Raw genomic sequence first — 23,446 nt, 5'->3', positions numbered from 1 at the left:
TTTGCGGCGGACGCCTCGGCCTCGGACGGTCCGATTTCGTCGGTGTACTGCTGCCTGTCGACCATGCGTTACAGTTTGACATAGACTGTCAAGCAGTAACGATCAGGCATCCATTTTCCGGCACTTCGGTGCCGCCGATACCCGGTGGTGATATCCGATGACCTCCGCAGCATCCGCCCCCGATGACGCGCTCTCGGCCACCGATCTCGCGATCCTCGATGCGGCCAGAGCCTGCGTGGAGGAATTCGGGGTGCGTCGCACCACACTCACCGAGGTGGCCCGCCGCGCCGGAGTCAGCAGGCCGACCGTCTACCGGCGCTGGCCCGACACCGGATCGCTGGTTGCCGAATTGCTGGTGCGCGAACTGCGCGCGATCGTCGCCGACACCATGCCGACGTCGGGCGATGCGCGCACCCGGCTGGTCGAGGGCGTGGTCGCGGGTGCGGCAACGATTCGCTCGAATCCGTTGTTCGGCAAGATTTTCCGTACCGATACCGATCTGATGCTCACCTATGTGTTCGGGCGCCTCGGCCGCAACCAGCGCGCGCTGATCGAGCTGTTCAGTGTGAGCATCAGGGAAGGCCACCGGGACGGCACCATTCGCGCCGGTGATCCCGCGCAGATGGCGACAATGCTGCTACTCATCGCGCAGTCGGCGGTGCAGTCGGCCGGTACGGTCGCGCCGCTGCTGGCCGGGTCGGCGCTGGATACCGAGTTGACCCGCGCGATCGACGGCTACCTGGCCCCCGTCGAGAAGGCGCGATGACAACCACCGAAAACCTCGGCACCGGCGATCCGTCTACCATCGAAAGGGATTGTAATGACTGCGAATTCGGCTGATGCTCAAGGAAATTCCGCGCTGAATGCCGGACGCCGCAACCGTGAGCTGCAATGGCTCGGCGACGGCGGCGACATCGATGTGCTGGTGATCGGCGGCGGTGTGACCGGGGCTGGTGCCGCACTCGACGCCGCGGCGCGCGGACTGCGAACCGTGCTGGTGGAGCGCCACGATCTGGCCTTCGGCACGAGCAGGTGGAGTTCGAAGCTGGTGCACGGCGGGCTCCGGTATCTGGCCAGCGGGCAGGTCGGTATCGCACATGAGAGCGCGGTCGAACGCGGAATTCTGATCACCACCACCGCACCACATCTCGTTCGTCCGCTGCCGCAGCTCGTGCCGCTGCTTCCGGAAATCGGCATCGCACAACGGACTTTGATCCGCGCGGGCTTCGTCGCCGGGGACGTACTTCGCCGTAGTGCGGGCACTTCGCCTGCGACACTGCCGCGCTCGCGTCGGGTCGCCAGCGCCGAGGCGCTGCGATTGGCGCCGACTGTGCGCCGCGACGGGCTGCGTGGCGGCCTGCAGGCCTGGGATGGACAGCTGGTGGACGACGCGCGGCTGGTAGTCGCGCTGGCCCGCACCGCGGCCGCACACGGCGCGACGATCCTCACTCGGGTGGAAGCCCTTGACGTGACCGGAGATTCGGCCACCCTGCGCGACACCCTGACCGGCGACACCATGTCCATCCGAACTCGCACCGTCATCAATGCCACCGGTGTCTGGGCCGATCAAGTCGACACGAGCATCGAATTGCGCCCGAGCCGCGGCACCCACCTGGTCTTCGATGCCGAATCATTCGGCGGACTGACCGCTTCGCTGACCGTCCCCGTCCCCGGCAGCACCAGCCGTTTCGTCTTCGCCTTTCCCGCCGCACACGGCCGGGTCTACCTCGGTCTCACCGATGAGGACGCCCCCGGTCCGGTTCCCGACGAACCGAAGCCCACCGCGGCCGAAATCGATTTCCTCCTCGACACCATCAATACCGCACTCCGAGAGCCTTTGACCCGCAGCGATATTCGCGGCAGCTATGCCGGACTGCGCCCGCTGCTGCGGACGGCCGATAACAGCACCGCCGATATCTCCCGCCGCCACGCGGTCCTACATTCCCCCGCCGGCGTCATCACCATTGTCGGCGGCAAACTCACCACCTACCGCCGCATGGCCGAGGATGCTGTCGATGCGGCGATCACGCACGGCAAGCTCACCGCTGGGCCGTGCCGAACCAAGCGACTTCCGTTGGTGGGCGCGGTCTCCGGCGCCGCTCGCGACCGGATCACCGCCCCGACCGTACTGGTCGAGCGCTACGGCAGCGAGTCCGCGGCCGTACTCGAGCTGACGAACCGCAATCCCGCCCTCGCCGAACGGGTCGCGCCCGGAATCGACGTCACCGCAGCCGAATTCGCCTTCGCGATCACGCATGAAGGCGCCCTCGACACCGACGATCTGCTGGACCGCCGCACCCGGATCGGTCTCGTTCCAGCCGACCGGGCGGCCGCCATGCCCGCCGCGGCGGCCGCCTTCGCACAGCAGCATTAGTCCAGTTGCCAGGCGTCGAGTTCGGCTCGCATGGCGGCGCGTGGCCAGAGGTCTAAGCCGTGCGTGGCCTCGGCGGACCGGATTTCGCGTAGTTCCGCGGTCTCCTCGGCGGGCTCCAGAAAGCGGAAGCCGAGGCGTTCGTAGTACGGGCCGTTCCAGGCCACATCGATGAAGGTGGTCAACGTGATCGCCTGCAGCCCTTGGGCTTTCGCCCAACGCACGGCATGGTCGATGAGCCGCTTGCCGATCCGCTTGCCCGCGTGATCGGGATCCACCGAGACCTGGTCGATATGAGCGTTGCCGTCGACGATGCCGAGGATCAGATAGCCGATCGGACGACCGGCGTCATCGGGGAAGATCCAGGCGCGGCCCGCCTGCTGGAATTCCCGGAGCATATCCAGTGACGGCGGATCGTCATCGGCAACGGCCATCATGCCGATGTCGGCGAATGGTTTGCCCGCCACACGCTCGATATCTTGCAATATCGGCAGGTCGTCCTCGACCGCCGGTCGAATCATCCGCATGAACGATTCTCCCACGCCATTCATTCGACCGGAGTCGCCAGGATGCCGTTGACCAGCGCACGCAGCGCCCAGCGGGACCGATCGTCGCCGCCGCCCGCCAGCATCTGTTCGCGCATGGCCGCCAGCGTCGGATACCGGTCGGCGGGTAGTTCGGCGAAGTGCCGGGCGACCTCGGCGACGTAGTCCTGCTCATTGGTGCCCATGGTGTTGTGCGCGCTCTGCTCCACGGCCTGTGCGGCTATGTGCAGGTAGATCAGGTCGACGGCCCAGGAATTGGTCTGCGGGTCCACTCCGCCCTCGGCCAGCAGGGCAAGTAGCCGCTCCACGATCAGCAGGGCGTTCGGGCTCGTCGGTATCGAGCCGAGTGCGACCAGGGCGAGCCCCTCATGTTTGGACATCGCGTCGACGGTCGTCTCGACCAGTCTCGTGAGGCGGTCGCGCCAGGTATCGCCCATCGGCTCGGGCACCGTGCCGAGCATGTGGTCGAGCATGGCGGCCATCAGATCGTCACGGTTGGCGACGTAGACGTAGAGCGAGGCCGCGCCGGTATCGAGGTCCTGCGCGACGCGGCGCATGGTGAGGGCGGCCAAACCGTCGCGATCGAGGACGCGCAGACCGGTTTCGATGATGACCTCACGGCTGAGGGGCGCCTTCGCCGGACGGGCCCGCCGGCTGACGGGTGCGGCACTCATGACGGCGCCTCGCTCTCCGTCATCACCGCTGAGGCGGCTGTGTCGATGATTCGCTCGCTCATATTCGGGAGCATACGCCCCAACGAACACCGTTTGACACGAACGCCGTTCGTCTCATATGGTCCACTGACCGAACGACGTTCGTAACGATCGACGTTCGCTTCCCTTCCTTCTCAAGAGCTGGACATGACAACCCCCACACACGAGCTAGCCCGTCGCCGGACACCAAGGCCAGCGCCCGAATCTGGGCCAGTGGCAGCGGATCCCTTTCCGCAGTACAGCAACTCGCCAACGCGATCGGCGCAGCCGCCGTCACGACGGTGTACTTCCACACAGTCGGCTCCGGCGAGGCACACGCACTGACGGTCAGCCTGGTGCTCGTCGTGGCCGTCACGTTGATCAGCCTCGGACCGGTGTGGCTGCTACCACGCCATGCTCACGCCGAGCAGCACTGAATCACCTTCCACCCAAGGACTTCTCATGATTCTCATCACCGGAGGCCGGGGCGCGGTCGCCACCGATCTCATTTCCCTGCTGCGCGCCGACGGCCACGCCGTCCGCGTCGGCTCCGGCCGCCCTGAGCAGCTTCCCGCGGAAGTTCCCGCCGTCGCCTGCGACCTGCGGAACCCGGCCACCTTCGCTCCCGCACTCGACGGCATCACCTCGGTGTTCCTGTATGCCGAGCCCGCGTGCAGCACAGAATTCGTCTCCGCCGCAACGGAAGCCGGAGTCGAACACATCGTGTTGCTTTCCTCGTCCGCAGTGCTCGATCCGGCCGCGGCCACCAATCCGGTCGCAAAGTCCCACCTCGACGCCGAGCTCGGACTCGCCGGTGCGCCGGTGATCGTCTCCATGCTGCGTCCCGGCGCCTTCGCGGGCAATGCCCGCGGCTGGTCGTTCGCGATCAAGGCTGATCGTCCCGTCAGCCTCCCCTACCCCAATGCCTACGCCGATCCAATCCACGAACTCGACATCGCCGAATGCGCCCATGCGCTACTGACCAAACCGGACCACCGTGGTGGTGCCTACACCCTCACCGGTCCGCAGACGTTGACGTTCACCGCGCAGATCGACCTGATCACCAAGATCACCGGCCGCACCGCAACCATCGCCCACGTCACCCCCGACGCGTGGAAACAGGAGATGGCCGAATTCATCCCGGCCCACTACGCAGACGGACTCCTCGATTACTGGCGCCGCTGCGACGGCGTACCCACCCCGATCACCGACACCGTCACCACCCTGACCGCCCACCCCGCCCGCCCCTTCACCACCTGGCTCGAAGACCACGCGTCCGAGTTCACCGGCTGACCCCGGCTCGCCTGGTCACGCAGCGTCGTCGCACACTGGTGTGCTCGCTCGCAGAAGACAGCACCGGCGCGAGGAGCAGTTGATTCGCAGCGTCGAGTGATCCACGACACTCATCGATCGAGGGCGCGGAAGGATCACCGCGTTTGCGCGCTAGCGGTCGGGTTTCGGGCGCCCGGCCCACTCTATGCTGGACGCCGGTAGTGGTCCGGGAAGGAGGCTCGGGTGCGGAATGACCCGTCGACCGTGGGGATCGCGCCGGGCGATGGTCTGATCGCACGCTTCGGTGCGGTTGTCGTGTATCTCGCGAGCGAAACCCCTTCCACGGACCGGATACTCGGCGCGATCGAGGCCGTGGCGGATGCGCGGTATCCCGGGGCAGCGATCGCACAGCGGCTGGCCGCGGTGGTTTTCGGCGGCAATTCCGAGCCGTCACCGTTCGGCGTTATCGCACCGACCGCCGACGGCACCGTCATCCTGCTGCGCGGACAGGTCAGCGCGGAGATCCAGGGCGCAGAAGGAACCCGGCGGCTCTCCGGAGCCCGCGCATTCACCTGGGTGGACGAAATCGTGCAAGAACCGGTGCGGCGGATCGCGGTTGGCGCGGATACCGCCTTCCCGATCCACGAACTGCCACGCACCGACCTGCGCGCCGGCATCATCCCCGGCAACGGTTTCGTCCTCCGCATAGCTGCCCGCCGCATCGGAAAATCCACAGCCACCCGAGCCCGCACCACCGGCACCCCCGCCCCCGCCGCCGAACCCCAATCCACCGCTGCGGCCGGATCGGAAGCCCGCAACGAGGCGACCGCAAAATCCGAGCCCATCCCGACCGGCCAACGCGTCGGCACGCCCCGACCCGCCGGATCGGCACCAGCCGAAGGCTGCACCCAAGGCGCAGGTTTCGCACGCGAAGCTGAATCCGCCCGCCCGACGGGATCCGTTCGAGAACCTTCCGCACAGTCGACCGACCCCAGCGAGCCCACCGAGAAGGGGCGCTCGGCCAGCGAGATGCACCCTCCCGGGTCTTCGCAGCGATCCGCCGCACACGGACCGACCGCGAAGGCAGAACCGACCGGATCGATACACACCGGCCGAACCCAGCAGCGATCCGCCGCCGACGCCCGACCCACCGAAGAGGCCGGACCCCCGGAAACGACGCACTCCGGACGATCCCCGCAACAATCCATCGCCGACTCCGCCGAACCGATCGAAAAGGCAGGATCGACCGACGCTGGCCGGTCCACACCGGGATCGCCGGCGCGGGCCGTGGGATTCGACGAGTCGACCGATAAGGTCGGGCCCGCGGGATCGCCGGCAGTTGCCCGGCCGGGCGCCACATCGTCGGAAGCGCGGGCGAGTGGTTCGGCACCGTCCGGTGGGTCCGGGCAGGCAAGTGCGCCGGAGGAGATCGGTACCCAGGCCATGTCCGCCCAGGAACGGGCGGAGGCCGCTGGCACGCAGGCGGAGGTGGCAGTGCGGCCGGAACCGATTGCACTGCACAAAATTCCGGCATTGCACGGGCTGCGACCGCGGCCACTGCGACCGATTGGCAGCGCGAACAACACGGAGAACTCGGGGGCGGGGCAGCCCGTCGGCACGCTGGTTCTCGCGGATGGTACCGCCTATCCGCTCGACCGACCGTACGTCGTCGGCCGCAGCCCGGCGATGGACGAGACGGTACGTGCGGCCACCGCCACACCCCTCGCTGTCCCGCGCGACCGCCACGTCTCGCGGGTGCACGCCTACGTCTCGGTCGACCGCGGCAAGGTCTACGTCCGCGACGCCGCGACCCCCGCAGGCACCTTCATCGCCGCCCCCGGCGCCGACGAATGGACCCGCATCGGCACCACCCCCACCGAACTGCACCCCGGTTGGAGCCTGCGCATCGGCCAACGCATCCTCACCTACCGCACCGACGACGGCCCGAAGCACCCAACCCGAGCCACCAGCAAACGCCGACGCCCCTGATCAGCTCGCACCGACGGCCAACATGTGGGGGAGAACCCAAGCGTCACCGACGAAACTCCGCATCGCGGAGGGCGGCGAACAGTCCATCCGGACGAGCATCGATCCGCTCCGGGAGGCACAGGAGCCGACGACTCCGGGATCGGGACAAAGGGTGGTCCGCGACAAAATTCCTGGGGAGAGGACAATGTCCAGCATGCACCGCAATGGGCCGACACAGGACATCGACGAGTCCGCATTGACCGTGACCCAGCCCAAGGAGCAGGCCGCGGGCGTGACGGCCGTGGCCGTCGGCCTCAAACGCGGGGTCGAGGAGATGGGGGTGCTGCGCACCGCGCGCACGCTGGCCCGCGTCAACCAGGTGCACGGCTTCGACTGCCCCGGCTGCGCCTGGCCCGAGCCGACGGGGCATCGCCGCCCGGCCGAGTTCTGTGAGAACGGCGCCAAGGCCGTCGCCGAGGAGGCGACGCTGCGCACCGTCACCCCCGAATTCTTCGCTCAGCACTCGATCGAGGAACTGGCCAGCAAATCCGGTTACTGGCTCGGCCAGCAGGGCCGCCTCACCCATCCGATGGTGCTGCGCCCCGACGCGACCCATTACACGCCCATCGAGTGGGATGACGCCTACCGGCTCATTGTCGAGCACCTGCGGGCGTTGAACTCCCCCGACGAGGCCCTGTTCTACACCTCGGGCCGCACCGCAAACGAGACCGCATTCCTCTACCAATTGCTGGTCCGCAGCTTCGGCACGAACAATCTGCCGGACTGTTCGAATATGTGCCACGAATCCTCCGGCGCCGCACTGACCAGTTCCATCGGCATCGGCAAGGGTTCGGTCTCGATCGACGACTTCGGCAAGGCCGATCTGATCATTGTCGCGGGCCAGAATCCGGGCACCAATCATCCGCGCATGCTCAGCGCGCTGGCGGACGCGAAGGCACATGGCGCCAAGGTCATCGCGGTCAACCCGCTGCCGGAGACCGGACTGCTCGGCTTCCGCGACCCGCAGACGGTCAAAGGTTTCACCAGTGGTGTCGCCATCGCCGACGACTTCCTGCAGATCCGGCTCAGCGGCGATATGGCGCTGTTCCAGGGCTTGGGCAAACTGCTGTTCGAGGCCGAGGACCGCGCGCCGGGGACGGTGGTCGACCGCGAGTTCGTCGATGCGCATTGTGCTGGCTTCGTCGAATACGAAAAGAATATGCGCGCGGTCGATCTCGCCACGGTGCGAGCGGCAACGGGACTTACCGACGACGATTTGCACCGCACCGCAACACTTTTGGCCGAATCGAAGAACGTCATCATCTGCTGGGCTATGGGCCTGACCCAGCAAAAGCACGGCGTCGCCACCATCGAGGAGGCGACCAATCTGCTGCTGTTGCGCGGCATGATCGGCAAGCCCGGTGCAGGCGTATGCCCGGTGCGCGGCCACTCCAATGTGCAGGGTGACCGCACCATGGGCATCTGGGAACAGATGCCCGACACCTTCCTGGACGCACTCGACCGCGAATTCGGCATCACCAGCCCGCGCGAACACGGTTACGACACTGTTGCTGCCATCCGTGCCATGCGTGCGGGTGCGGCACGGGTGTTCTTCGGCATGGGCGGCAATTTCGTCTCCGCCACCCCGGATACCGAGGTAACCGAGGCCGCGCTGCGCAGTTGCGCGCTGACCGTGCACGTCTCTACCAAACTCAACCGCAGCCACGTCGTGCACGGCGCGACCGCACTCATCCTGCCCACCCTCGGCCGTACCGATCTCGACCTGCAGAACGGCACCAAACAGCAGGTGTCGGTGGAGGATTCGATGTCGATGGTGCACCTGTCCACTGGTCGGCTGAAGCCGGTCAGCGAGCACCTGCGCAGCGAAGTCGCCATTGTCTGCGAACTCGCGCGGACACTGTTCGGCGCCGATCACCCGGTGCCGTGGGCGCAGTACCAGCAGGACTACGACAAGATCCGCGATGCGATTGCCCGTGTCGTGCCCGGCTGCGCCGACTACAACAAGCGGGTGCGTGACCGCAACGGCTTCGTACTGCCGCATCCGCCGCGCGACTCCCGCGAATTCCGCACCGCCACCGGCAAAGCCAACTTCGCGGTGAACGAATTGACCTGGGTACCGGTCCCCGAAGGCCGGTTGATCCTGCAGACCTTGCGCAGCCACGACCAGTACAACACCACCATCTACGGCTTGGATGATCGCTACCGCGGCGTGCACGGCGGCCGCAAGGTGATTCTGATGAATATCGACGACATCACCGAATTCGGTTTCGTGGACGGCGATCTGGTGGATCTGATCTCCGAATGGACCGACGGCACCGAACGCACAGTGACCGGCTTCCGTATCGTCGAATATTCGACCCCGCGCGGCAATGCCGCCGCCTACTATCCCGAGACCAATCCCCTGGTTCCGCTGGATCACGTTGCGGCACGGTCGAATACGCCTGTGTCCAAGGCGGTGACCATCCGGGTGGAGCCGCATGTCCATGTGGGGCAGCCATCGTGAGTAGAGTGACCGCACGCCGCAAGACGCACCGCATCTCCCCCAACGGCGTGATCGAGCGGCCGGATTCCGTTGCGGTAGAAGAACCGTTGGAGCTGCGCATCGACGGTCAATCGCTCACCGTCACGATGCGCACGCCGGGCAGTGATATCGAGCTGGTGCACGGATTTCTCCTGGGCGAGGGCATCATTCAAGCCGCCGAGGATGTGGTGAGCGCCCGTTACTGCGCGGGTACCGACGAGAACGGCCAGAACACCTACAACGTCCTCGATGTCCGCTTGCGCACCCCGATCCCGGTGCATGGTCGCAACTTTCTCACCACCGGCGCATGCGGTCTCTGCGGTAAGACCGCACTCGACGAGGTCCGCACCCGCACCAGATTCCCGCTGCCGACCACCTCGATCACCGTCGACACCGAAATCCTCGCCGTCATGCCGGACCGGTTACGCACCCGCCAAACGGTTTTCGATGCCACTGGCGGTCTGCATGCGGCGGGACTGTTCACCTCCGACGGCACCGCACTCGCCGTACGCGAGGATATCGGCCGACACAACGCCGTCGACAAGGTGCTCGGCTGGGCCGTTCTCGAAAACCGGATCCCCGCAAACGATCTCGTGCTCATCGTCAGTGGCCGGGCCTCCTTCGAACTCGTCCAGAAGGCCGTGATGGCGGGCATCCCGATGCTCGGCGCCGTCTCGGCGCCCAGCTCATTGGCCATCGATCTGGCCGCCGAAGCCGGCCTCACCCTGGCCGGCTTCTTGCGCGGCGACACCATGAACATCTATTCCCGCCCCGACCGGCTGACCATCACCGACGAGGTCGCAGCCTATTGATCGTGACCTGAGGTCCGACTTACGGTTGCAGCACCAGATCCTGGTTCGGCGACGAACGGAGAGACCGATGCGGATCACGGTAGATGGCACATCCGGCGGGCTACGCGTGCGGATGCGGTTCGAACAGCAGCGCAATCGCTGGCTCGCGGTGCGAATCATATTGGGGGTATTGGCATTTCAGGGCGCGGTAGTCGGACTGTGGGCGGTCTTCGCGCCGCACTCCTGGTACACCAGTTTTCCGGGTTTCGGCATGCAGTGGATCTGCGCGGACGGCCCGTACAACCATCATCTGGCCTCCGATGTCGGCTCGTTCTTCCTGGCGCTGACCGCGGTGACACTGGCCGCGCTATTGCTCGGCGGCAGCGCACTTGCTCAGGTTGCGGGCCTCGGCTGGCTGGTCTTCGGCCTTCCGCACCTGATCTATCACGCCTTCCACAAACCCGCCGACATGGGCGGTGCCAGCTTCACCCTCAGCGTCATCGGCGCGACGCTGATCGTCGCCCTCGGCCTGGCCCTGATCCTGGTCACCCCGCGCGGACCGCAGTTGCGCGATCCCGACCCCATCACCTTCCGCCTTCCCCGCCGCCGTACGACCAGGTAGACGCCCGCCCGAAACAGCAACGCCCCACAGCATGCTGTGGGGCGTTTTCCGTGCGAAGTGGGCGCGTTCAGGACGCGTGCCAACCGCCGACCTCGGTCAAATGATGGAGGGCTCGGACCACGGCCGGCGCACACAGGTGTCCGTCGTCCGGCCCGAGCCACGCCATTTCGGCGATCTCCGCCGCCGGAGCCGGCGTGCCGTGACCAGGTGCGTGGAAGCAGTGCATCTCGACCAACGTTCCGGGACGCCCGTGGGCGGGGGCCGTGATGGTTACCACGGGCGTTATCCGGTGCGCCTCCAATTCGACGCCAACTTCCTCGCGAACCTCCCGCACGAGCGCCCCCGCCAAGGTTTCTCCGGGTTCGGGCTTGCCGCCCGGCAGATAGAAGGCGTCGCGTCCCTCGGTCCGAACCGCGAGCAAGCGGCCGTTCTCGACGCACAGCCACGCCACCGACGTGAGCATTCGTTCCGCGATCATGGTCCGACTGACCCCTTCGAGCGACCTGCAAGCAATCGCTACGGACGACGTGTCAGTCCTTCAGCGCTTCGAGCAACGCCGCCCGCTGGCGGGCGCCGAGTCCACCGATGCGGCGGTCCTCGGGAATTTCCGCCTGATCCATCAGCTTGGCGGCCTTGACCGGTCCGACACCGGGCAGCGCCTTGATCACGGCAGCGACCTTGGTCTTCTTGACCAAGTCGTCGCTGTCCGCCTTCTTCAACAGGTCGGCGACCGATACCTGGCCGGCCTTCACCTTGCCGATCAGTTCGGAGCGCGCCTTGCGGACCGCAGCCGCCTTGGCCAACGCCTCAGTGCGCTGTTCCGCGGTCATGGTAGGCAGTGCCATGTCTCCTCCGCTTTCACTCGTCACTCGAACATCGAACATCTGGTTGACCGGACCGAGTAAACAGCACGACGACCACCACACTAGCTCGACACACCGGGTTCGACCAGCGGGAAATAGCGACAAGTTTTCTGACCGCCTCCCATTCCACCGGACGACAGACTCATGCGGACCAGCGAAAAGGACAAAAGGAATCCAATCATCAACCTGCCACGCACTAAAAAGAGGCGGTGGCGGCGATAACACATGGCGAGGGAATGACGACACCCTAAGCAGGACCCACAAGTGCGTGACCGCAGGTTCAACGGCGAACCAGGAGTCAATGGCGATTCCGAGTCGATCGGCAACCTCAGCGATGCGGAATCCGACCGTCACCGTATCCCACACCACTAGCGCCCAACAAGATAACCGAGGGGCATTCTGCGCCGGTACGTCTGCCCCGCCCAATGGAATTCCATACCACCTGATCACCGGACACCGCTACGCTCCGAACTAGAACACGTTTCAATTCGGGAGAGGTTTCCATGGCAGCCAAGATCCGCGATGTGATCGAGCAGTACGTCAAGTTGGTCGGTTCCGGCCCGACCGAGGCGATCGTCGACCTCTACGCACCCGATGCGGTGGTGCAGGATCCGATGGGCACCGAACCCAAGCGCGGCCATGACGCGATTCGCGAGTTCTACGAGGTGCTCGGGAACCTCGATCGGGAAACGGAGCTGCACGCGGATTCGATTCGTATCGCGGGCAACCACGCCGCCTTCATGTTCACCCTCGTGACCAAGTTCGGCGATCAGCGTTTGATCCTCTCGCCCATCGATGTGATGGACTTCGACGACGAGGGCAAGATCATCGCCATGCGCGCCTACTGGGGCCAGGACGATATGCGCAACGAAGCGCCCTGACTGCACACAGACCGCAGGCGCGGTAGCCGAATTCGACTGCCGCAACCGCGTTTTCGACTACCAGGCGCTCGTGCGAGCCGCCGCGAGCGGTGTGGCCCGCGCGACCGCGGCGAGGCTCCGGGATGATGTCGATGACCACGGCATGCACCCAAAGCGGCGGCCCGATACCCACCGGGCTACTCCGAGCGAGATCGCCGCAGCATCGCGTAACAGCAGTGCCAACCTCCGATCTGCCGTGTGAAGACGTTCACCTCCCGTGTGAAGACATTCACCAGCTCCCACCCGAAATGCTCATCCAGCCACTCGACACAGGTCGTCACCAGCGCCAGAATCCCCTGGTGATCGGGGTGCGCCAGTTCTGCGGGCGTTGTGAATCCCCCGGAGGTCGCAGCATAAACCACTAGATACTTGCGCTGGTACGTGCGCATATCGACGGTGCCGTTGAGAATCGCGGCGGCATCCAGCAGCGTGCCCGGGCCAGCCGGAAACAACGCAGGTTGCGGTTGCATTCGTCTGACCCGTTTGCCTGATGATTACGCCGACTTCTCCCGGCGCTCGGCGCGCTGCGCCTTGCGGGGCACGATGGTCGGCAGCACATTGTCGTTGACGGTGTCGGCGTTCACGACCACCTTGGCGACGTCGTCGCGGCTGGGGATGTCGAACATCGCCAGCTGCAGGACCTCCTCCATGATGGCGCGCAGACCACGGGCACCGGTGCCGCGCAGGATCGCCTGATCGGCGATCGCCTCCAGCGCGTCCTCGGTGAATTCCAGGTCGACGCCGTCCATCTCGAACAGCCGTACGTACTGCTTCACCAGTGCGTTCTTCGGCTCGGAGAGGATCTTGACCAACGAATCCTTGTCCAGGTTCGTCACCGAGGCGACGACCGGGAGACGGCCGATGAATTCCGGGATCAGACCGAATTTGATCAGATCCTCGGGCATCACCTCGGCGAAGTGGTCATCGGTATCGATATCGGCCTTGGAACGCACCTCGGCGCCGAAGCCGATGCCGCGGTGACCAGTGCGATCGGAGATGATCTTCTCCAGCCCCGCGAACGCACCCGCGACGATGAAAAGCACGTTGGTGGTGTCGATCTGGATGAATTCCTGGTGCGGATGCTTACGCCCACCCTGCGGCGGCACACTCGCCTGGGTACCCTCCAGGATCTTCAGCAGCGCCTGCTGCACACCCTCACCGGAGACATCACGGGTGATCGACGGATTCTCGCTCTTGCGGGCGATCTTGTCGACCTCATCGATGTAGATGATTCCGGTTTCGGCACGCTTGACGTCGTAGTCCGCGGCCTGGATCAGCTTCAGCAGGATGTTCTCGACATCCTCACCGACGTATCCGGCCTCGGTCAGCGCCGTCGCGTCGGCGATGGCGAACGGGACATTGAGCATTTTGGCCAGCGTCTGCGCCAGGTAGGTCTTGCCGCAGCCGGTGGGACCGAGCATGAGGATATTGGACTTCGCCAATTCGACGCTCTCGCCGCGGCTGTCGCGGCCCTTGTCGCCCGCCTGGATGCGCTTGTAGTGGTTGTAGACGGCGACCGCGAGGGTGCGCTTGGCGGTGTCCTGCCCGATCACATAGTTCTCCAGGAAGTCCCGGATCTCGGCAGGTTTCGGCAGCTCATCGAGTTTGACCTCGCTGGACTCGGCCAGCTCTTCCTCGATGATCTCGTTGCATAGATCGATGCACTCGTCGCAGATGTACACCCCTGGTCCCGCAATGAGCTTCTTGACCTGCTTCTGACTCTTTCCGCAGAACGAGCATTTCAGCAGATCGCCGCCGTCTCCGATGCGCGCCATCTCGTGGGTCCCTACTTCCTTGTCCGCGTGCAACCGTCTATCCAGGTTGCCAGCAATCCGCCACCCTCGGGTGTAACCACCAACACCTCGAGCGATTCCGACGGTTCGAGCACTGCCGTCAACCGGGAGCTAAGGTCCCTAGCTTGACCGTACCCGGTGTGCGCGACGGAGGTCGACAACTCGAGCATGTTTCTCGCAAGGGGTTGTCCGAGTTCTTACCACTTCAAACACGTCGACCCCGATCGACGGCCATCCGACACGCCTGGCCGCCCGCCTCGGAAATCCTTCCGCCCGGCACCCTTCCGGCCGATCGGATTCCCTCGAGCAGTCCGGCCGGGCCACATGCCGAGCGGCATATGTCCCGGCCGGATTTTCCTGACATAGAGCAACTTACGAGCGATCAGCGCCGCGTCCAGCGCGGCCGCCCTACTTCTGGGCGCTGAGCTTGCGGTAATCGAAGACGGTATCGATGATCCCGTACTCCTTGGCCTCCTCGGCCGTCAGGATCTTGTCGCGGTCGGTGTCCTTGCGGACGGTGTCCGCATCCTTACCGGTGTGGCGCGCCAGCGTGGTCTCCATCAGGCGACGCATGCGCTCGATCTCCGCGGCCTGGATCTCCAGGTCCGAAACCTGCCCCTGGATGCCACCCTCCAGCGACGGCTGGTGAATCAGCACGCGGGCGTTGGGCAGGCAGGCGCGCTTGCCGGGAGTACCGGCGGCGAGCAGCACGGCGGCGGCGGAAGCGGCCTGACCCAGGCAGACGGTGGCCACATCGGCACGCACGTACTGCATGGTGTCGTAGATCGCCATCAGCGAGGTGAACGAACCACCGGGCGAGTTGATGTACATGGTGATGTCGCGATCGGGGTCGAGCGACTCCAGCACCAGCAGCTGCGCCATGATGTCGTTCGCCGAGGCGTCGTCGACCTGCACGCCGAGGAAGATGATGCGCTCCTCGAACAGCTTGTTGTACGGGTTGGACTCCTTGACACCGAAGCTCGAGTGCTCGATGAACGAGGGCAGGATGTAGCGCGACTGCGGGCTCGCCGGGGCGGTGCCGCCGAGGCCGGCGCGCGGGTCGAACTGATTGGCCATCTTCGTCTCCAAAGTCTGGGTGGGTGAGCGATCTGCGGCGCGGGCTTACTTCGCGCCGTTCGCCTGGGCCGCGTGGCTGATCACGTGGTCGATGAAGCCGTACTCCTTGGCCGCCGTCGCCGTGAACCAGCGGTCGCGGTCGGCGTCGGCGGTCACCTGCTCGATGGACCTACCGGTGTGCAGCGCCTGCAGCTCGTTCAGCTCCCGCTTGGTGTGTGCGAACTGTTCGGCCATGATCGCGATATCGGCCGCGGAACCACCGATACCCGCCGACGGCTGGTGCATCATGATGCGCGCATGCGGCAGGGCGTACCGCTTGCCCTTGGTGCCTGCGGTGAGCAGGAACTGGCCCATCGAGGCGGCCAGGCCCATGCCGTAGGTGGCGATATCGCACTCGGAGAACTGCATCGTGTCGTAGATGGCCATACCCGCGGTGACCGAACCACCGGGCGAGTTGATGTAGAGCTCGATGTCCTTGGTCGGATCCTCCGCCGACAGCAGCAGGATCTGCGCGCACACCTTGTTGGCGATATCGTCGTCGACCTGGGTGCCGAGGAAGATGATGCGCGAACGCAGCAGGCGCTCGTATACCGAATCACTGAGGTTGAGACCAGCAGTGGGGGAGCTCATGACGACCCCTGCCTTGTTCATTGTCACGGATACCTGCCTTCTCTTCTCACCGGCTCTGATTGCTACACAGCCATCACTGGTTCGCTATCACAAACATTAACGAAGCCGGGCGGCACCGAACTCCCGGTACCGCCCGTCTTCGCTCACAGCGCAATCTCGCTGACGCTCGATTGCGCTGCGCGCGAGCGCGCACTGTGTTTTCGGTTCACTCGCTACGCTCGCTCACGGCGCAATCACCCAACCACACGGCATTCGATCACGCTGTTCTTCCATGGAATTATTCGGCGCTCGCTGCGGCGGTCTCTTCGGCGCCCTCCGGCTCGGAACCCTCAGGGGCACCGAACATTTCGGCGGTGTCCACGGCGTTGCCGTCGGAGTCGGTGACCTTCACCTTGCCGACCACACCGGCCAGCGCCTTACCGCGACGCACATCCGCGAAGACCGCGCCGAGCTGGCCCGCCTGCTGCACCTGCTGGATGAACTGCTCGGGCGAGAGGCCGTAGCGCTGCGCCTGGAACAGGATCCGCTCGGTCAGCTCCTCCTGGCCGACCTGGGTGTTGTCCGCCTCGGCGATGGCGTCCAGCAGCAGCTGGGTCTTCACCGACTTCTCGGCGGACTCCTTGGTGTCCTTGTCGAACTCCTCGCGACTGGAGCCCTCGGCCTCGAGCGCCTCGGCCAGCTTGGCCTCGTCGTGGTCGAAGCCGTGCACGGCATCGTGCAGCACGGCATCGATCTCTGCCTGCACGACGGCCTCGGGCAGCGGCACCTCGACCTGCTCCAGCAGGGTCTCGAGCACCTTGTCGCGGATCTGACCGGCCTGCTCGACCTTCTTGACCCGCTCGACCCGGTTGCGCAGGTCTTCCTTCAGCTCGTCGAGGGTGTCGAATTCGCTGGCCAGCTGGGCGAAGTCGTCATCGGCCGCGGGCAGCTCGCGCTCCTTGACCGAGCGCACCGCGACGGTGATGACCGCCTCCTTGCCCGCGTGCTCACCGGCGACCAGGGTCGAGGTGAACTCCTTGGACTCGTCGACCGACAGGCCGATGAGCGCCTCGTCCAGACCCTCGATCAGCTGGCCGGAGCCGACCTCGTGCGACAGGCCGGTGGTGGCCGCCTCGGGCACGTCCTCGCCGTCGACGGTGGCCGACAGGTCGATGGAGACGAAGTCGGCGTTCTGGACCGGACGCTCGACACCGGTCAGGGTGCCGAAGCGCTGGCGCAGCGACTGCAGCTGCTCCTCGATGTCCTCGTCACCGATGGTGAACGAGTCGACGGTCACCTCGATGCCATCGTAGGCGGGCAGGGTGATCTCCGGACGCACGTCGACCTCGGCCGTGAACGCCAGTTCCTGGCCGTCCTCGATCTTGGTGATCTCGATCTCGGGCTGGCCGATGACCTTGACCTCGGAGGTGGTGACGGCCTCGCTGTAGCGGCCGGGCAACGCATCGTTGACGACCTGCTCGAGGATCGCGCCGCGACCCAGGCGGGCCTCGATGAGCTTGGCCGGGGCCTTGCCCGGACGGAAGCCGGGGATGCGAACCTGGTTGGCCAGCGCCTTGTAGGCCTTGTCGAAGTCCGGCTTCAGCTCTTCGAAAGGCACCTCGACGTTGATCCGGACCCGGGTCGGGCTCAGCTGCTCGACGGTGCTCTTCACGGACATGCTCCTTGTTCGTTGGTTCTGGTCGACTTGCTGGGGTAGTCACGAGCAAAAACGCCGCACGGCTCAACGTGCGTATCTCGACCAGGTTAGTTGACTCGTCGCGGCGGGCTGCAGGCAGCACCACCGCCGACGACCCGGCGCCGCGTTTACTTGCCGACGGCGACCGCGTCGGTGACGAAGACCAGCGTTTCGTTGGGCTTGATGCCATTGCCGCCCTCGCCGTAACCGAGGTTCGGCGGAATGATCAGCAGCCGCCGCGCACCAGCCTGCACGCCGACCAACCCCTGCTCCCAACCCGGAATGACCTGTCCGGCACCGAGGGTCAGCTGGAAGGGCTTGCCGCGGTCGAACGAGCTGTCCAGCTTCTTCTTATCCGACCAGGTGATCAGCGTGTAGTTCATGGTGAGCGGCTGACCAGCGACCGCGCCGGGCCCGCTGCCGGGGACCAGATCCTTGACGACCAGCTGGGTCGGCGGGGTGCAGGTGTCCGGGATGGTGATCTTCGGCGTCGCACCGAAGCCGCCGACCACCACGATGTCGTCGGCGGTGCATTCGGCGCCGGTGTTCTGCGCGGGCAGCTGGCCGAAAGTGGGCTGCGCCGATGCCGCAGCGGCGGCCGACGACGTGGTGGCGGCCGAGCCCTTGTGGTCGTCCGAGCCACAGGCGGCCAGCGCGAATGTCGCCGCGGCGATGGTGCCGATTCCGATGATCCTGCGCAGTGTTTGCATGCGGCGGACCATAATGCACCGCGACTCGCCTCGACCGAGCCGCCCGTCGGCAATGCGGCGACACACGGCACCGGATCACATGACATCCGGCACCAGACGGAGCCGCCACCGGCGCGGGATCGTGAGAACCGATTTCGGCGTGGCACGGCCTGGGTAGGCTGACGGTGAATTCTCCATCCGGCGTTATCGATCGACGCCGGCAACCGTGCAGGACCCGGTGACAGGCGGTTCCCTCGAGGTGCTGCTTCCGAAGCCCGAGTGTGAGGAGGGTCGACGCATGACGCAGATGGCCGGCGCCGAGGGCGATACCTCGGCCGACAATGTCGAAAGCAGTGGTGGTGCGACCGTCGCACCGCGGCCGTATCGGCTCGCGCAGGCGCCGGGCCCGCTCGATCCCGCAGAACTGGAAGGGCTCGATGCGTGGTGGCGGGCCGCGAACTATCTGGCGGTAGGCCAGATCTATCTGATGAGCAATCCGCTGCTGCGCGAACCGCTGCGGGCCGAACACATCAAGCCACGGCTGCTCGGGCATTTCGGCACCGTGCCCGGCCTGAATCTGGTTTGGGTGCACGCGAATCGGGCGATCCGCCAGCGCGATCTGAACGCGGTCTTCGTGGCCGGGCCCGGACACGGCGGGCCGGGACCGAATGCCTGCGCGTGGCTGGAGGGGACGTACTCCGAGCTGTACAGCCATGTGCCACAGGACGAGACCGGGATGGGCGCGCTGTTCGCACAATTCTCCTTCCCGGGCGGAGTGCCGAGTCACTGTGCGCCGGAGACGCCGGGTTCATTCCACGAGGGCGGTGAACTCGGCTATTCGCTGCTGCATGCGTTCGGCGCGGCGCTGGACAATCCGGATCTGACGGTGTTCTGCGTGGTCGGCGACGGTGAGGCGGAGACCGGGCCACTGGCCACCAGCTGGCACGCCAATAAATTCCTCAACCCGGTGCGCGACGGTGCGGTGCTGCCGATTCTCGCGTTGAATCAGTACAAGATCGCCAACCCGACCATCCTGGCGCGCATTCCGGAATCCGAATTGCTCACGCTGCTACGCGGATACGGCTACGAGCCGATAGTCGTCGCGGGTAGCGACCCCGCGATCGTGCACCAGGAGATGGCGATTGCCGTGGACACCGCCCTGGATCGCATCGCGGAGATCCAGCGGCGCGCACACGCTGGGACCGACGGGGCGCGCCCGAGCTGGCCGATGATCGTGCTGCGCACACCGAAGGGGTGGACCTGCCCGCCAGTGGTCGACGGCGATCCGGTCGAGGGCACCTTCCGAGCGCATCAGGTGCCGTTGTCGGCCGCGCGTACCGATGACGTGCACCGGGCGGTGCTCGAACAGTGGTTGCGGTCCTATCGGCCGGAACAGCTCTTCGATGAGTCGGGCCGGCCGGTGGCGACGCTGCTCGACCTGGTGCCCGCTGGCGATCGGCGGCTGAGCGCGAATCCGATCGCCAACGGGGGCATGCTCGTTCAAGATCTGCGGTTGCCCGATTGGCGTTCCTACGGCATCGAGGTCCGCAAACCGGGTGCGACCCAGCACGAGGCGACCCGGGTGCTCGGCGCCTGGCTGCGCGATGTCACCACGCGCAATCCGGACAACTTCCTGACCTTCGCACCCGACGAATTGGTCAGCAATCGGCTGCAGGACATTCTGCAGGTCACCGGACGTGATTGGCAGGCCGAGATCGGTGAATTCGATGTGGATCTCGACCGCAGCGGACGAGTGATCGAGGTGCTGTCCGAGCATATGTGCCAGGGCCTGCTCGAGGGCTACCTGCTGACCGGCAGGCACGGCGTGTTCACCTGCTACGAGGCATTCATCCACATCATCGATGCGATGTTCAACCAGCACGCCAAATGGCTGGACGCGAGTGCGGCGGTACCGTGGCGGCGCCCCATCGCAAGCCTGAATTACCTACTGTCATCACATGTTTGGCGACAGGACCACAATGGCTTCACCCACCAGGATCCCGGATTCCTCGATGTGGTGCTGAACAAGAAGCCATCGATCGTGCGGGTGTATCTGCCGCCGGACGCGAATACGCTGCTGTCGACCTACGATCACTGCCTGCGTTCCCGGCACTACGTCAATGTGGTGGTTGCCGGGAAACAGCTGCAGCCGGACTGGCTTTCGGTTTCCGATGCCGCGGTGCACTGCGCACGCGGTGCCGGGATCTGGGAGTGGGCTGGGCAGAACGACGATCCGGGCACCACGCCCGATGTCGTGCTCGCCTGCGCCGGCGACGTGCCGACATTGGAAACACTCGCGGCGGCGGCGATTCTGCGTGCGCGGCTGCCCCAGTTGCGGCTGCGGGTGGTGAATGTGGTCGACCTGATGCGACTGCAGCCATCCGACCAACATCCCCATGGCCTGTCCGACAGCGAATTCGACACGCTGTTCACCCGGGACCGTCCGGTGATCTTCGCATTCCACGGCTACCCGTGGCTGATCCACCGACTCACCTACCGGCGCACCAACCACAGCGAGCTGCACGTGCGTGGATACATGGAAAAGGGCACCACGACAACACCTTTCGACATGGTGATGCTCAATGATCTGGACCGGTACCACTTGGTAATGGATGTGATCGACCGGGTTGCGACCTTGCGGGAGAAGGCGGCGGGGCTGCGGCAGGAGATGGTCGATGCCCGCTGGCATGCCCGCGCGTGGACTCGCGAATACGGCGAAGACATTCCGGCGGTAGCGAACTGGACCTGGCCGAGCCTCAGTCTCTGATAGTGCCGCGAAACTTCCTCGCCTGCGGTGTGCAGCTCGGCGACGATCGCAAGATGCTGTTGACGATCACCCGCGCACCGCTGGAGGGCGCGGCTGGCCCGCGACCGATCTGGTCTTCTTGCTGCACAAGAACCCGGACCGGGTGCAGGCGTTCGAGCAGTCCTACGGCACCGCGCATGTAGCGTATCCGAAGGCCACTGCGGCGCGCTGTACGGCGGCGCTGCTACTGGAAATGGATCCGATGATCTGCTCGAACATCGCGAGAAGTGCTGGGGCATTCGGTTTTTTGCCATCGAGTCGAAACACACCGTCGCCGTTCCAGCGGTTGTCAAGGGACGCGGCGCACGCGCCAACAATCGAGGACTGTCGACTCTGGTGTAGCCCTACGTGTTGCCTACCAGAACTGCACCGAGGTGCTGAACCCGCACAAGCCGACGCACGAAACCGTGTCGCGCAGTCGATTCCCGGCCGGTCGGCGAGGCTCGAAAATGGCCTCCGACCCGCCAACTCTGTCGGGGTGACAGGATTTGAACCTGCGACCCTCCGCTCCCAAAGCGGATGCGCTACCAAGCTGCGCTACACCCCGTGGCCTCGCGGCGGAAGACGGCGCCGACGAGGATGAATCCTGCGTGGAGCGGGTGACGGGAATCGAACCCGCACCATCAGCTTGGAAGGCTGAGGTTCTACCATTGAACTACACCCGCAGGCATACGACATCTATGGGATCGCCACGATGTCGCGTGCGAACCGACTGTACCGAATCGGGAGTCGGAAACGCCAATCAGCCCCCGTCGAACCGGTCAACAGGGCCGTTGCCGTGGAGACGCGGCCACAACCCCGGGCGCCAACGGTAGCCCATTACTATCAACGATCGCGTCGAGTCGCCGCTCGAGCCGGAAACCGCCCCTTTTCGGCGTGCTGTCGGCGTGTCGGTCCGCGACTTCCCGGCGAACAGAATTGATGTGTAACGCCGGCGGTGCGGCAGCGATGTCATACCCGATCGCCATTCGCGAGGTACCGATAACTCGTTATAAAACGGCGTTTTTCAGTGCCGAGTGGCTTGCTAGGATCCTTTTTGCCGGACGGGGGGTATCTGGAAAGGGGGCGGTGAGCGTGCACCGAGCGAGGTGGACCCAACCGCGTAGCAGTGGGAACGATCGGGGTGGCGCCGGCACCTGCGTGGGAACAGGGCACCCAGGTACCGACATCACCCGTGGCGGGTGAGTGCGATGTCTGCGGAGATCGAGCCACCGGTGGCGCGGATGGCAGGCGCGTGGGCGTGTGCGGTCTGCGCGGAACCGGGATCACACGCGTCACCACAACAGTTGCAGCCGGTACTGGTCGAGATCATCGAGCGGCTGCTGTTGTTGGCCAGGTCCGAGCCCTTTCCGGTGCCCGAGGCGCGGACATTGGGGGCGCGACTGGTCGAGGCGCCGTTCGAACGGACCAGAATGCTGGCCCAGGCCACCCGCTGGCTGCTCAGCTTCCCGGCGGGGACGCCCGGGTCGCTGGTCGCCACGCGCTGGCCGCTGGTCGCCAGTCAGGCCATCGACAGCTATGCCCAGGCACTGCAGGAGCGGGCGCTGGCCCAGCAGGAGCAGCACATTTCGGCCGCGGTGTCGTTGCGGGTGCAAGAGATCGCCGCGCTACAGCATCGGCTGCGGCACGAGGCCACCCATGACGCGCTCACCGATCTGGCGAACCGGACGCTGCTACAGGACAAGGTGCGGCTGATGACGGCCGACCCGAACCGCGGCGTCGGCCTGCTGCTGATCGACCTGGACCGGTTCAAGCAGATCAACGACAACTACGGACACGCCGTCGGCGACGAGGTGCTCGTCGAACTGGCCCGCAGGCTGCGCGAGATCTGCCCGCCGGATACGATCATCTGCCGCTATGGCGGTGACGAATTCGTGCTCGCCACCAACCCGCTGGACAACACCCTCGGCGAAATCGCGCAGCGCATCGTGGCCGCGCTGCGGGATCCGGTGTGGTCGACGGCTGGTCCGGTGCCGGTCTCGGCCAGTGTCGGCACCGCCTACTGTGCACCGGGCGACTCCTGCGATTTCACCGATCTGTTGCGCCGCGCCGATCGCGCGATGTATTCGGCGAAGACCGCGGGCGGGCGCCGCTTCGCCCTCGCCGACTCCGATAAACCCGAAATCAAGGCCGTCGCAGGCTGATCTGGCATCGGCCGGTCTCCGCACACCGCGTCGGTGTGGGCGACCA

20 protein-coding genes, 2 tRNA genes and 1 pseudogene are annotated in these 23,446 nt (G+C 65.6%); 11 read left to right on the top strand and 12 right to left on the bottom strand.

The features are described 5' to 3' along the window. The first annotated feature begins 157 nt into the window (after positions 1–157). Together AB0L63_RS17315 and AB0L63_RS17310 are read left to right on the top strand one after the other, a co-directional pair. Positions 158–766, top strand: a complete 609-nt coding sequence (locus AB0L63_RS17315) for a helix-turn-helix domain-containing protein (RefSeq protein ID WP_364501300.1) — start codon at positions 158–160, stop codon at positions 764–766. A gap of 54 nt (positions 767–820) precedes the next feature. Further along, complete coding sequence (locus AB0L63_RS17310) at positions 821–2,374, top strand: glycerol-3-phosphate dehydrogenase/oxidase (RefSeq protein ID WP_364501297.1); 1,554 nt, start codon at positions 821–823, stop codon at positions 2,372–2,374. Here the strand turns inward: AB0L63_RS17310 and AB0L63_RS17305 are convergent. After that, on the bottom strand, positions 2,371–2,898 hold the full coding sequence (locus AB0L63_RS17305) for a GNAT family N-acetyltransferase (protein WP_364501294.1): 528 nt from the start codon (positions 2,896–2,898) through the stop codon (positions 2,371–2,373). The two genes, AB0L63_RS17310 and AB0L63_RS17305, sit on opposite strands and share 4 nt — an antisense overlap. A gap of 20 nt (positions 2,899–2,918) precedes the next feature. Further along, positions 2,919–3,590 carry a TetR/AcrR family transcriptional regulator gene (locus tag AB0L63_RS17300; RefSeq protein WP_364501292.1) on the bottom strand — a complete coding sequence of 224 codons (672 nt, stop codon included), beginning with the start codon at positions 3,588–3,590 and terminating at the stop codon, positions 2,919–2,921. Positions 3,591–4,070: 480 nt separating this feature from the next. Here AB0L63_RS17300 and AB0L63_RS17295 point away from each other — a divergent pair, with 480 nt between their 5' ends. From AB0L63_RS17295 to AB0L63_RS17275, 5 genes are all read left to right on the top strand, one after another. Beyond that, entirely contained in the window at positions 4,071–4,901 is an 831-nt protein-coding gene (locus AB0L63_RS17295; protein ID WP_364501289.1) for an NAD(P)H-binding protein, read from the top strand. Between the two features lie 222 nt (positions 4,902–5,123). Then, entirely contained in the window at positions 5,124–6,869 is a 1,746-nt protein-coding gene (locus tag AB0L63_RS17290; protein WP_364501286.1) for an FHA domain-containing protein, read from the top strand. Positions 6,870–7,062: 193 nt separating this feature from the next. Then, positions 7,063–9,372: an FdhF/YdeP family oxidoreductase gene (locus AB0L63_RS17285; protein ID WP_364501864.1), complete on the top strand. Its 2,310-nt coding sequence runs from the start codon at positions 7,063–7,065 to the stop codon at positions 9,370–9,372. Further along, positions 9,369–10,202, top strand: a complete 834-nt coding sequence (fdhD, locus tag AB0L63_RS17280; RefSeq protein ID WP_364501284.1) for a formate dehydrogenase accessory sulfurtransferase FdhD — start codon at positions 9,369–9,371, stop codon at positions 10,200–10,202. Before AB0L63_RS17285 ends, fdhD begins: the two co-directional genes overlap by 4 nt. A 67-nt stretch (positions 10,203–10,269) precedes the next feature. Further along, the gene (locus AB0L63_RS17275; protein WP_364501281.1) at positions 10,270–10,803 is read left to right on the top strand and encodes a hypothetical protein; all 534 of its coding nucleotides are present in this window, start codon (positions 10,270–10,272) and stop codon (positions 10,801–10,803) included. A gap of 67 nt (positions 10,804–10,870) precedes the next feature. Here AB0L63_RS17275 and AB0L63_RS17270 read toward each other — a convergent pair whose 3' ends face one another. Beyond that, positions 10,871–11,281: an NUDIX domain-containing protein gene (locus AB0L63_RS17270; RefSeq protein ID WP_364501278.1), complete on the bottom strand. Its 411-nt coding sequence runs from the start codon at positions 11,279–11,281 to the stop codon at positions 10,871–10,873. A 52-nt stretch (positions 11,282–11,333) separates the two neighbouring features. Then, on the bottom strand, positions 11,334–11,648 hold the full coding sequence (mihF, locus tag AB0L63_RS17265; RefSeq protein WP_364501275.1) for an integration host factor, actinobacterial type: 315 nt from the start codon (positions 11,646–11,648) through the stop codon (positions 11,334–11,336). A gap of 521 nt (positions 11,649–12,169) precedes the next feature. On the opposite strand from mihF, the gene AB0L63_RS17260 reads away from it, so the two are divergent. Continuing rightward, positions 12,170–12,547 carry a nuclear transport factor 2 family protein gene (locus AB0L63_RS17260; protein ID WP_364501272.1) on the top strand — a complete coding sequence of 126 codons (378 nt, stop codon included), beginning with the start codon at positions 12,170–12,172 and terminating at the stop codon, positions 12,545–12,547. A gap of 176 nt (positions 12,548–12,723) precedes the next feature. On the opposite strand, the gene AB0L63_RS17255 is transcribed toward AB0L63_RS17260, so the two are convergent. The 6 genes from AB0L63_RS17255 to AB0L63_RS17230 all read right to left on the bottom strand — a co-directional run bounded on the left by AB0L63_RS17255 (position 12,724) and on the right by AB0L63_RS17230 (position 18,471). Beyond that, entirely contained in the window at positions 12,724–13,056 is a 333-nt protein-coding gene (locus AB0L63_RS17255; RefSeq protein WP_364501268.1) for a hypothetical protein, read from the bottom strand. A 24-nt stretch (positions 13,057–13,080) separates the two neighbouring features. Beyond that, the gene (gene clpX, locus AB0L63_RS17250) at positions 13,081–14,361 is read right to left on the bottom strand and encodes an ATP-dependent Clp protease ATP-binding subunit ClpX (protein ID WP_364501265.1); all 1,281 of its coding nucleotides are present in this window, start codon (positions 14,359–14,361) and stop codon (positions 13,081–13,083) included. 426 nt (positions 14,362–14,787) lie between these two features. Beyond that, the gene (locus AB0L63_RS17245; protein WP_364501262.1) at positions 14,788–15,456 is read right to left on the bottom strand and encodes an ATP-dependent Clp protease proteolytic subunit; all 669 of its coding nucleotides are present in this window, start codon (positions 15,454–15,456) and stop codon (positions 14,788–14,790) included. Positions 15,457–15,501: 45 nt separating this feature from the next. Then, positions 15,502–16,086 carry an ATP-dependent Clp protease proteolytic subunit gene (locus AB0L63_RS17240; RefSeq protein WP_364501861.1) on the bottom strand — a complete coding sequence of 195 codons (585 nt, stop codon included), beginning with the start codon at positions 16,084–16,086 and terminating at the stop codon, positions 15,502–15,504. A 277-nt stretch (positions 16,087–16,363) separates the two neighbouring features. After that, complete coding sequence (tig, locus tag AB0L63_RS17235; protein ID WP_364501259.1) at positions 16,364–17,737, bottom strand: trigger factor; 1,374 nt, start codon at positions 17,735–17,737, stop codon at positions 16,364–16,366. A 152-nt stretch (positions 17,738–17,889) separates the two neighbouring features. Beyond that, on the bottom strand, positions 17,890–18,471 hold the full coding sequence (locus AB0L63_RS17230) for an FKBP-type peptidyl-prolyl cis-trans isomerase (protein WP_364501256.1): 582 nt from the start codon (positions 18,469–18,471) through the stop codon (positions 17,890–17,892). Positions 18,472–18,748: 277 nt separating this feature from the next. Here AB0L63_RS17230 and AB0L63_RS17225 point away from each other — a divergent pair, with 277 nt between their 5' ends. After that, the gene (locus tag AB0L63_RS17225) at positions 18,749–21,217 is read left to right on the top strand and encodes a phosphoketolase family protein (protein WP_364501253.1); all 2,469 of its coding nucleotides are present in this window, start codon (positions 18,749–18,751) and stop codon (positions 21,215–21,217) included. A gap of 22 nt (positions 21,218–21,239) precedes the next feature. Then, positions 21,240–21,452 (top strand): annotated as a pseudogene (locus tag AB0L63_RS17220) (hypothetical protein); the annotation flags it as partial. A gap of 277 nt (positions 21,453–21,729) precedes the next feature. Here the strand turns inward: AB0L63_RS17220 and AB0L63_RS17215 are convergent. After that, positions 21,730–21,803 (bottom strand) — tRNA-Pro (locus AB0L63_RS17215). Between the two features lie 44 nt (positions 21,804–21,847). Further along, positions 21,848–21,921, bottom strand: a tRNA-Gly gene (locus AB0L63_RS17210). 525 nt (positions 21,922–22,446) lie between these two features. Here AB0L63_RS17210 and AB0L63_RS17205 point away from each other — a divergent pair. Beyond that, complete coding sequence (locus AB0L63_RS17205; protein ID WP_364501250.1) at positions 22,447–23,400, top strand: GGDEF domain-containing protein; 954 nt, start codon at positions 22,447–22,449, stop codon at positions 23,398–23,400. Positions 23,401–23,446: the final 46 nt, after the last annotated feature.

The organism is Nocardia sp. NPDC051990, assembly GCF_040680755.1.
Classification (GTDB): Bacteria; Actinomycetota; Actinomycetes; order Mycobacteriales; family Mycobacteriaceae; genus Nocardia.
Note: the sequence above shows the minus strand (reverse complement) of the source record. Positions and strands in the feature narration are given on the sequence as shown.

Excerpts from the sequence above, each read along its gene's own strand:
- AB0L63_RS17240 (WP_364501861.1), bottom strand. The coding sequence starts at position 16,086 with ATGAGCTCCCCCACTGCTGGTCTCAACCTCAGTGATTCGGTATACGAG.
- AB0L63_RS17245 (WP_364501262.1), bottom strand. The coding sequence starts at position 15,456 with ATGGCCAATCAGTTCGACCCGCGCGCCGGCCTCGGCGGCACCGCCCCG.
- AB0L63_RS17205 (WP_364501250.1), top strand. The coding sequence starts at position 22,447 with ATGTCTGCGGAGATCGAGCCACCGGTGGCGCGGATGGCAGGCGCGTGG.
- mihF (WP_364501275.1), bottom strand. The coding sequence starts at position 11,648 with ATGGCACTGCCTACCATGACCGCGGAACAGCGCACTGAGGCGTTGGCC.
- AB0L63_RS17275 (WP_364501281.1), top strand. The coding sequence starts at position 10,270 with ATGCGGATCACGGTAGATGGCACATCCGGCGGGCTACGCGTGCGGATG.
- AB0L63_RS17305 (WP_364501294.1), bottom strand. The coding sequence starts at position 2,898 with ATGCGGATGATTCGACCGGCGGTCGAGGACGACCTGCCGATATTGCAA.
- AB0L63_RS17260 (WP_364501272.1), top strand. The coding sequence starts at position 12,170 with ATGGCAGCCAAGATCCGCGATGTGATCGAGCAGTACGTCAAGTTGGTC.
- AB0L63_RS17315 (WP_364501300.1), top strand. The coding sequence starts at position 158 with ATGACCTCCGCAGCATCCGCCCCCGATGACGCGCTCTCGGCCACCGAT.
- AB0L63_RS17255 (WP_364501268.1), bottom strand. The coding sequence starts at position 13,056 with ATGCAACCGCAACCTGCGTTGTTTCCGGCTGGCCCGGGCACGCTGCTG.
- AB0L63_RS17285 (WP_364501864.1), top strand. The coding sequence starts at position 7,063 with ATGCACCGCAATGGGCCGACACAGGACATCGACGAGTCCGCATTGACC.
- AB0L63_RS17300 (WP_364501292.1), bottom strand. The coding sequence starts at position 3,590 with ATGAGTGCCGCACCCGTCAGCCGGCGGGCCCGTCCGGCGAAGGCGCCC.
- AB0L63_RS17225 (WP_364501253.1), top strand. The coding sequence starts at position 18,749 with ATGACGCAGATGGCCGGCGCCGAGGGCGATACCTCGGCCGACAATGTC.
- AB0L63_RS17270 (WP_364501278.1), bottom strand. The coding sequence starts at position 11,281 with ATGATCGCGGAACGAATGCTCACGTCGGTGGCGTGGCTGTGCGTCGAG.
- AB0L63_RS17295 (WP_364501289.1), top strand. The coding sequence starts at position 4,071 with ATGATTCTCATCACCGGAGGCCGGGGCGCGGTCGCCACCGATCTCATT.
- AB0L63_RS17310 (WP_364501297.1), top strand. The coding sequence starts at position 821 with ATGACTGCGAATTCGGCTGATGCTCAAGGAAATTCCGCGCTGAATGCC.
- AB0L63_RS17230 (WP_364501256.1), bottom strand. The coding sequence starts at position 18,471 with ATGCAAACACTGCGCAGGATCATCGGAATCGGCACCATCGCCGCGGCG.
- clpX (WP_364501265.1), bottom strand. The coding sequence starts at position 14,361 with ATGGCGCGCATCGGAGACGGCGGCGATCTGCTGAAATGCTCGTTCTGC.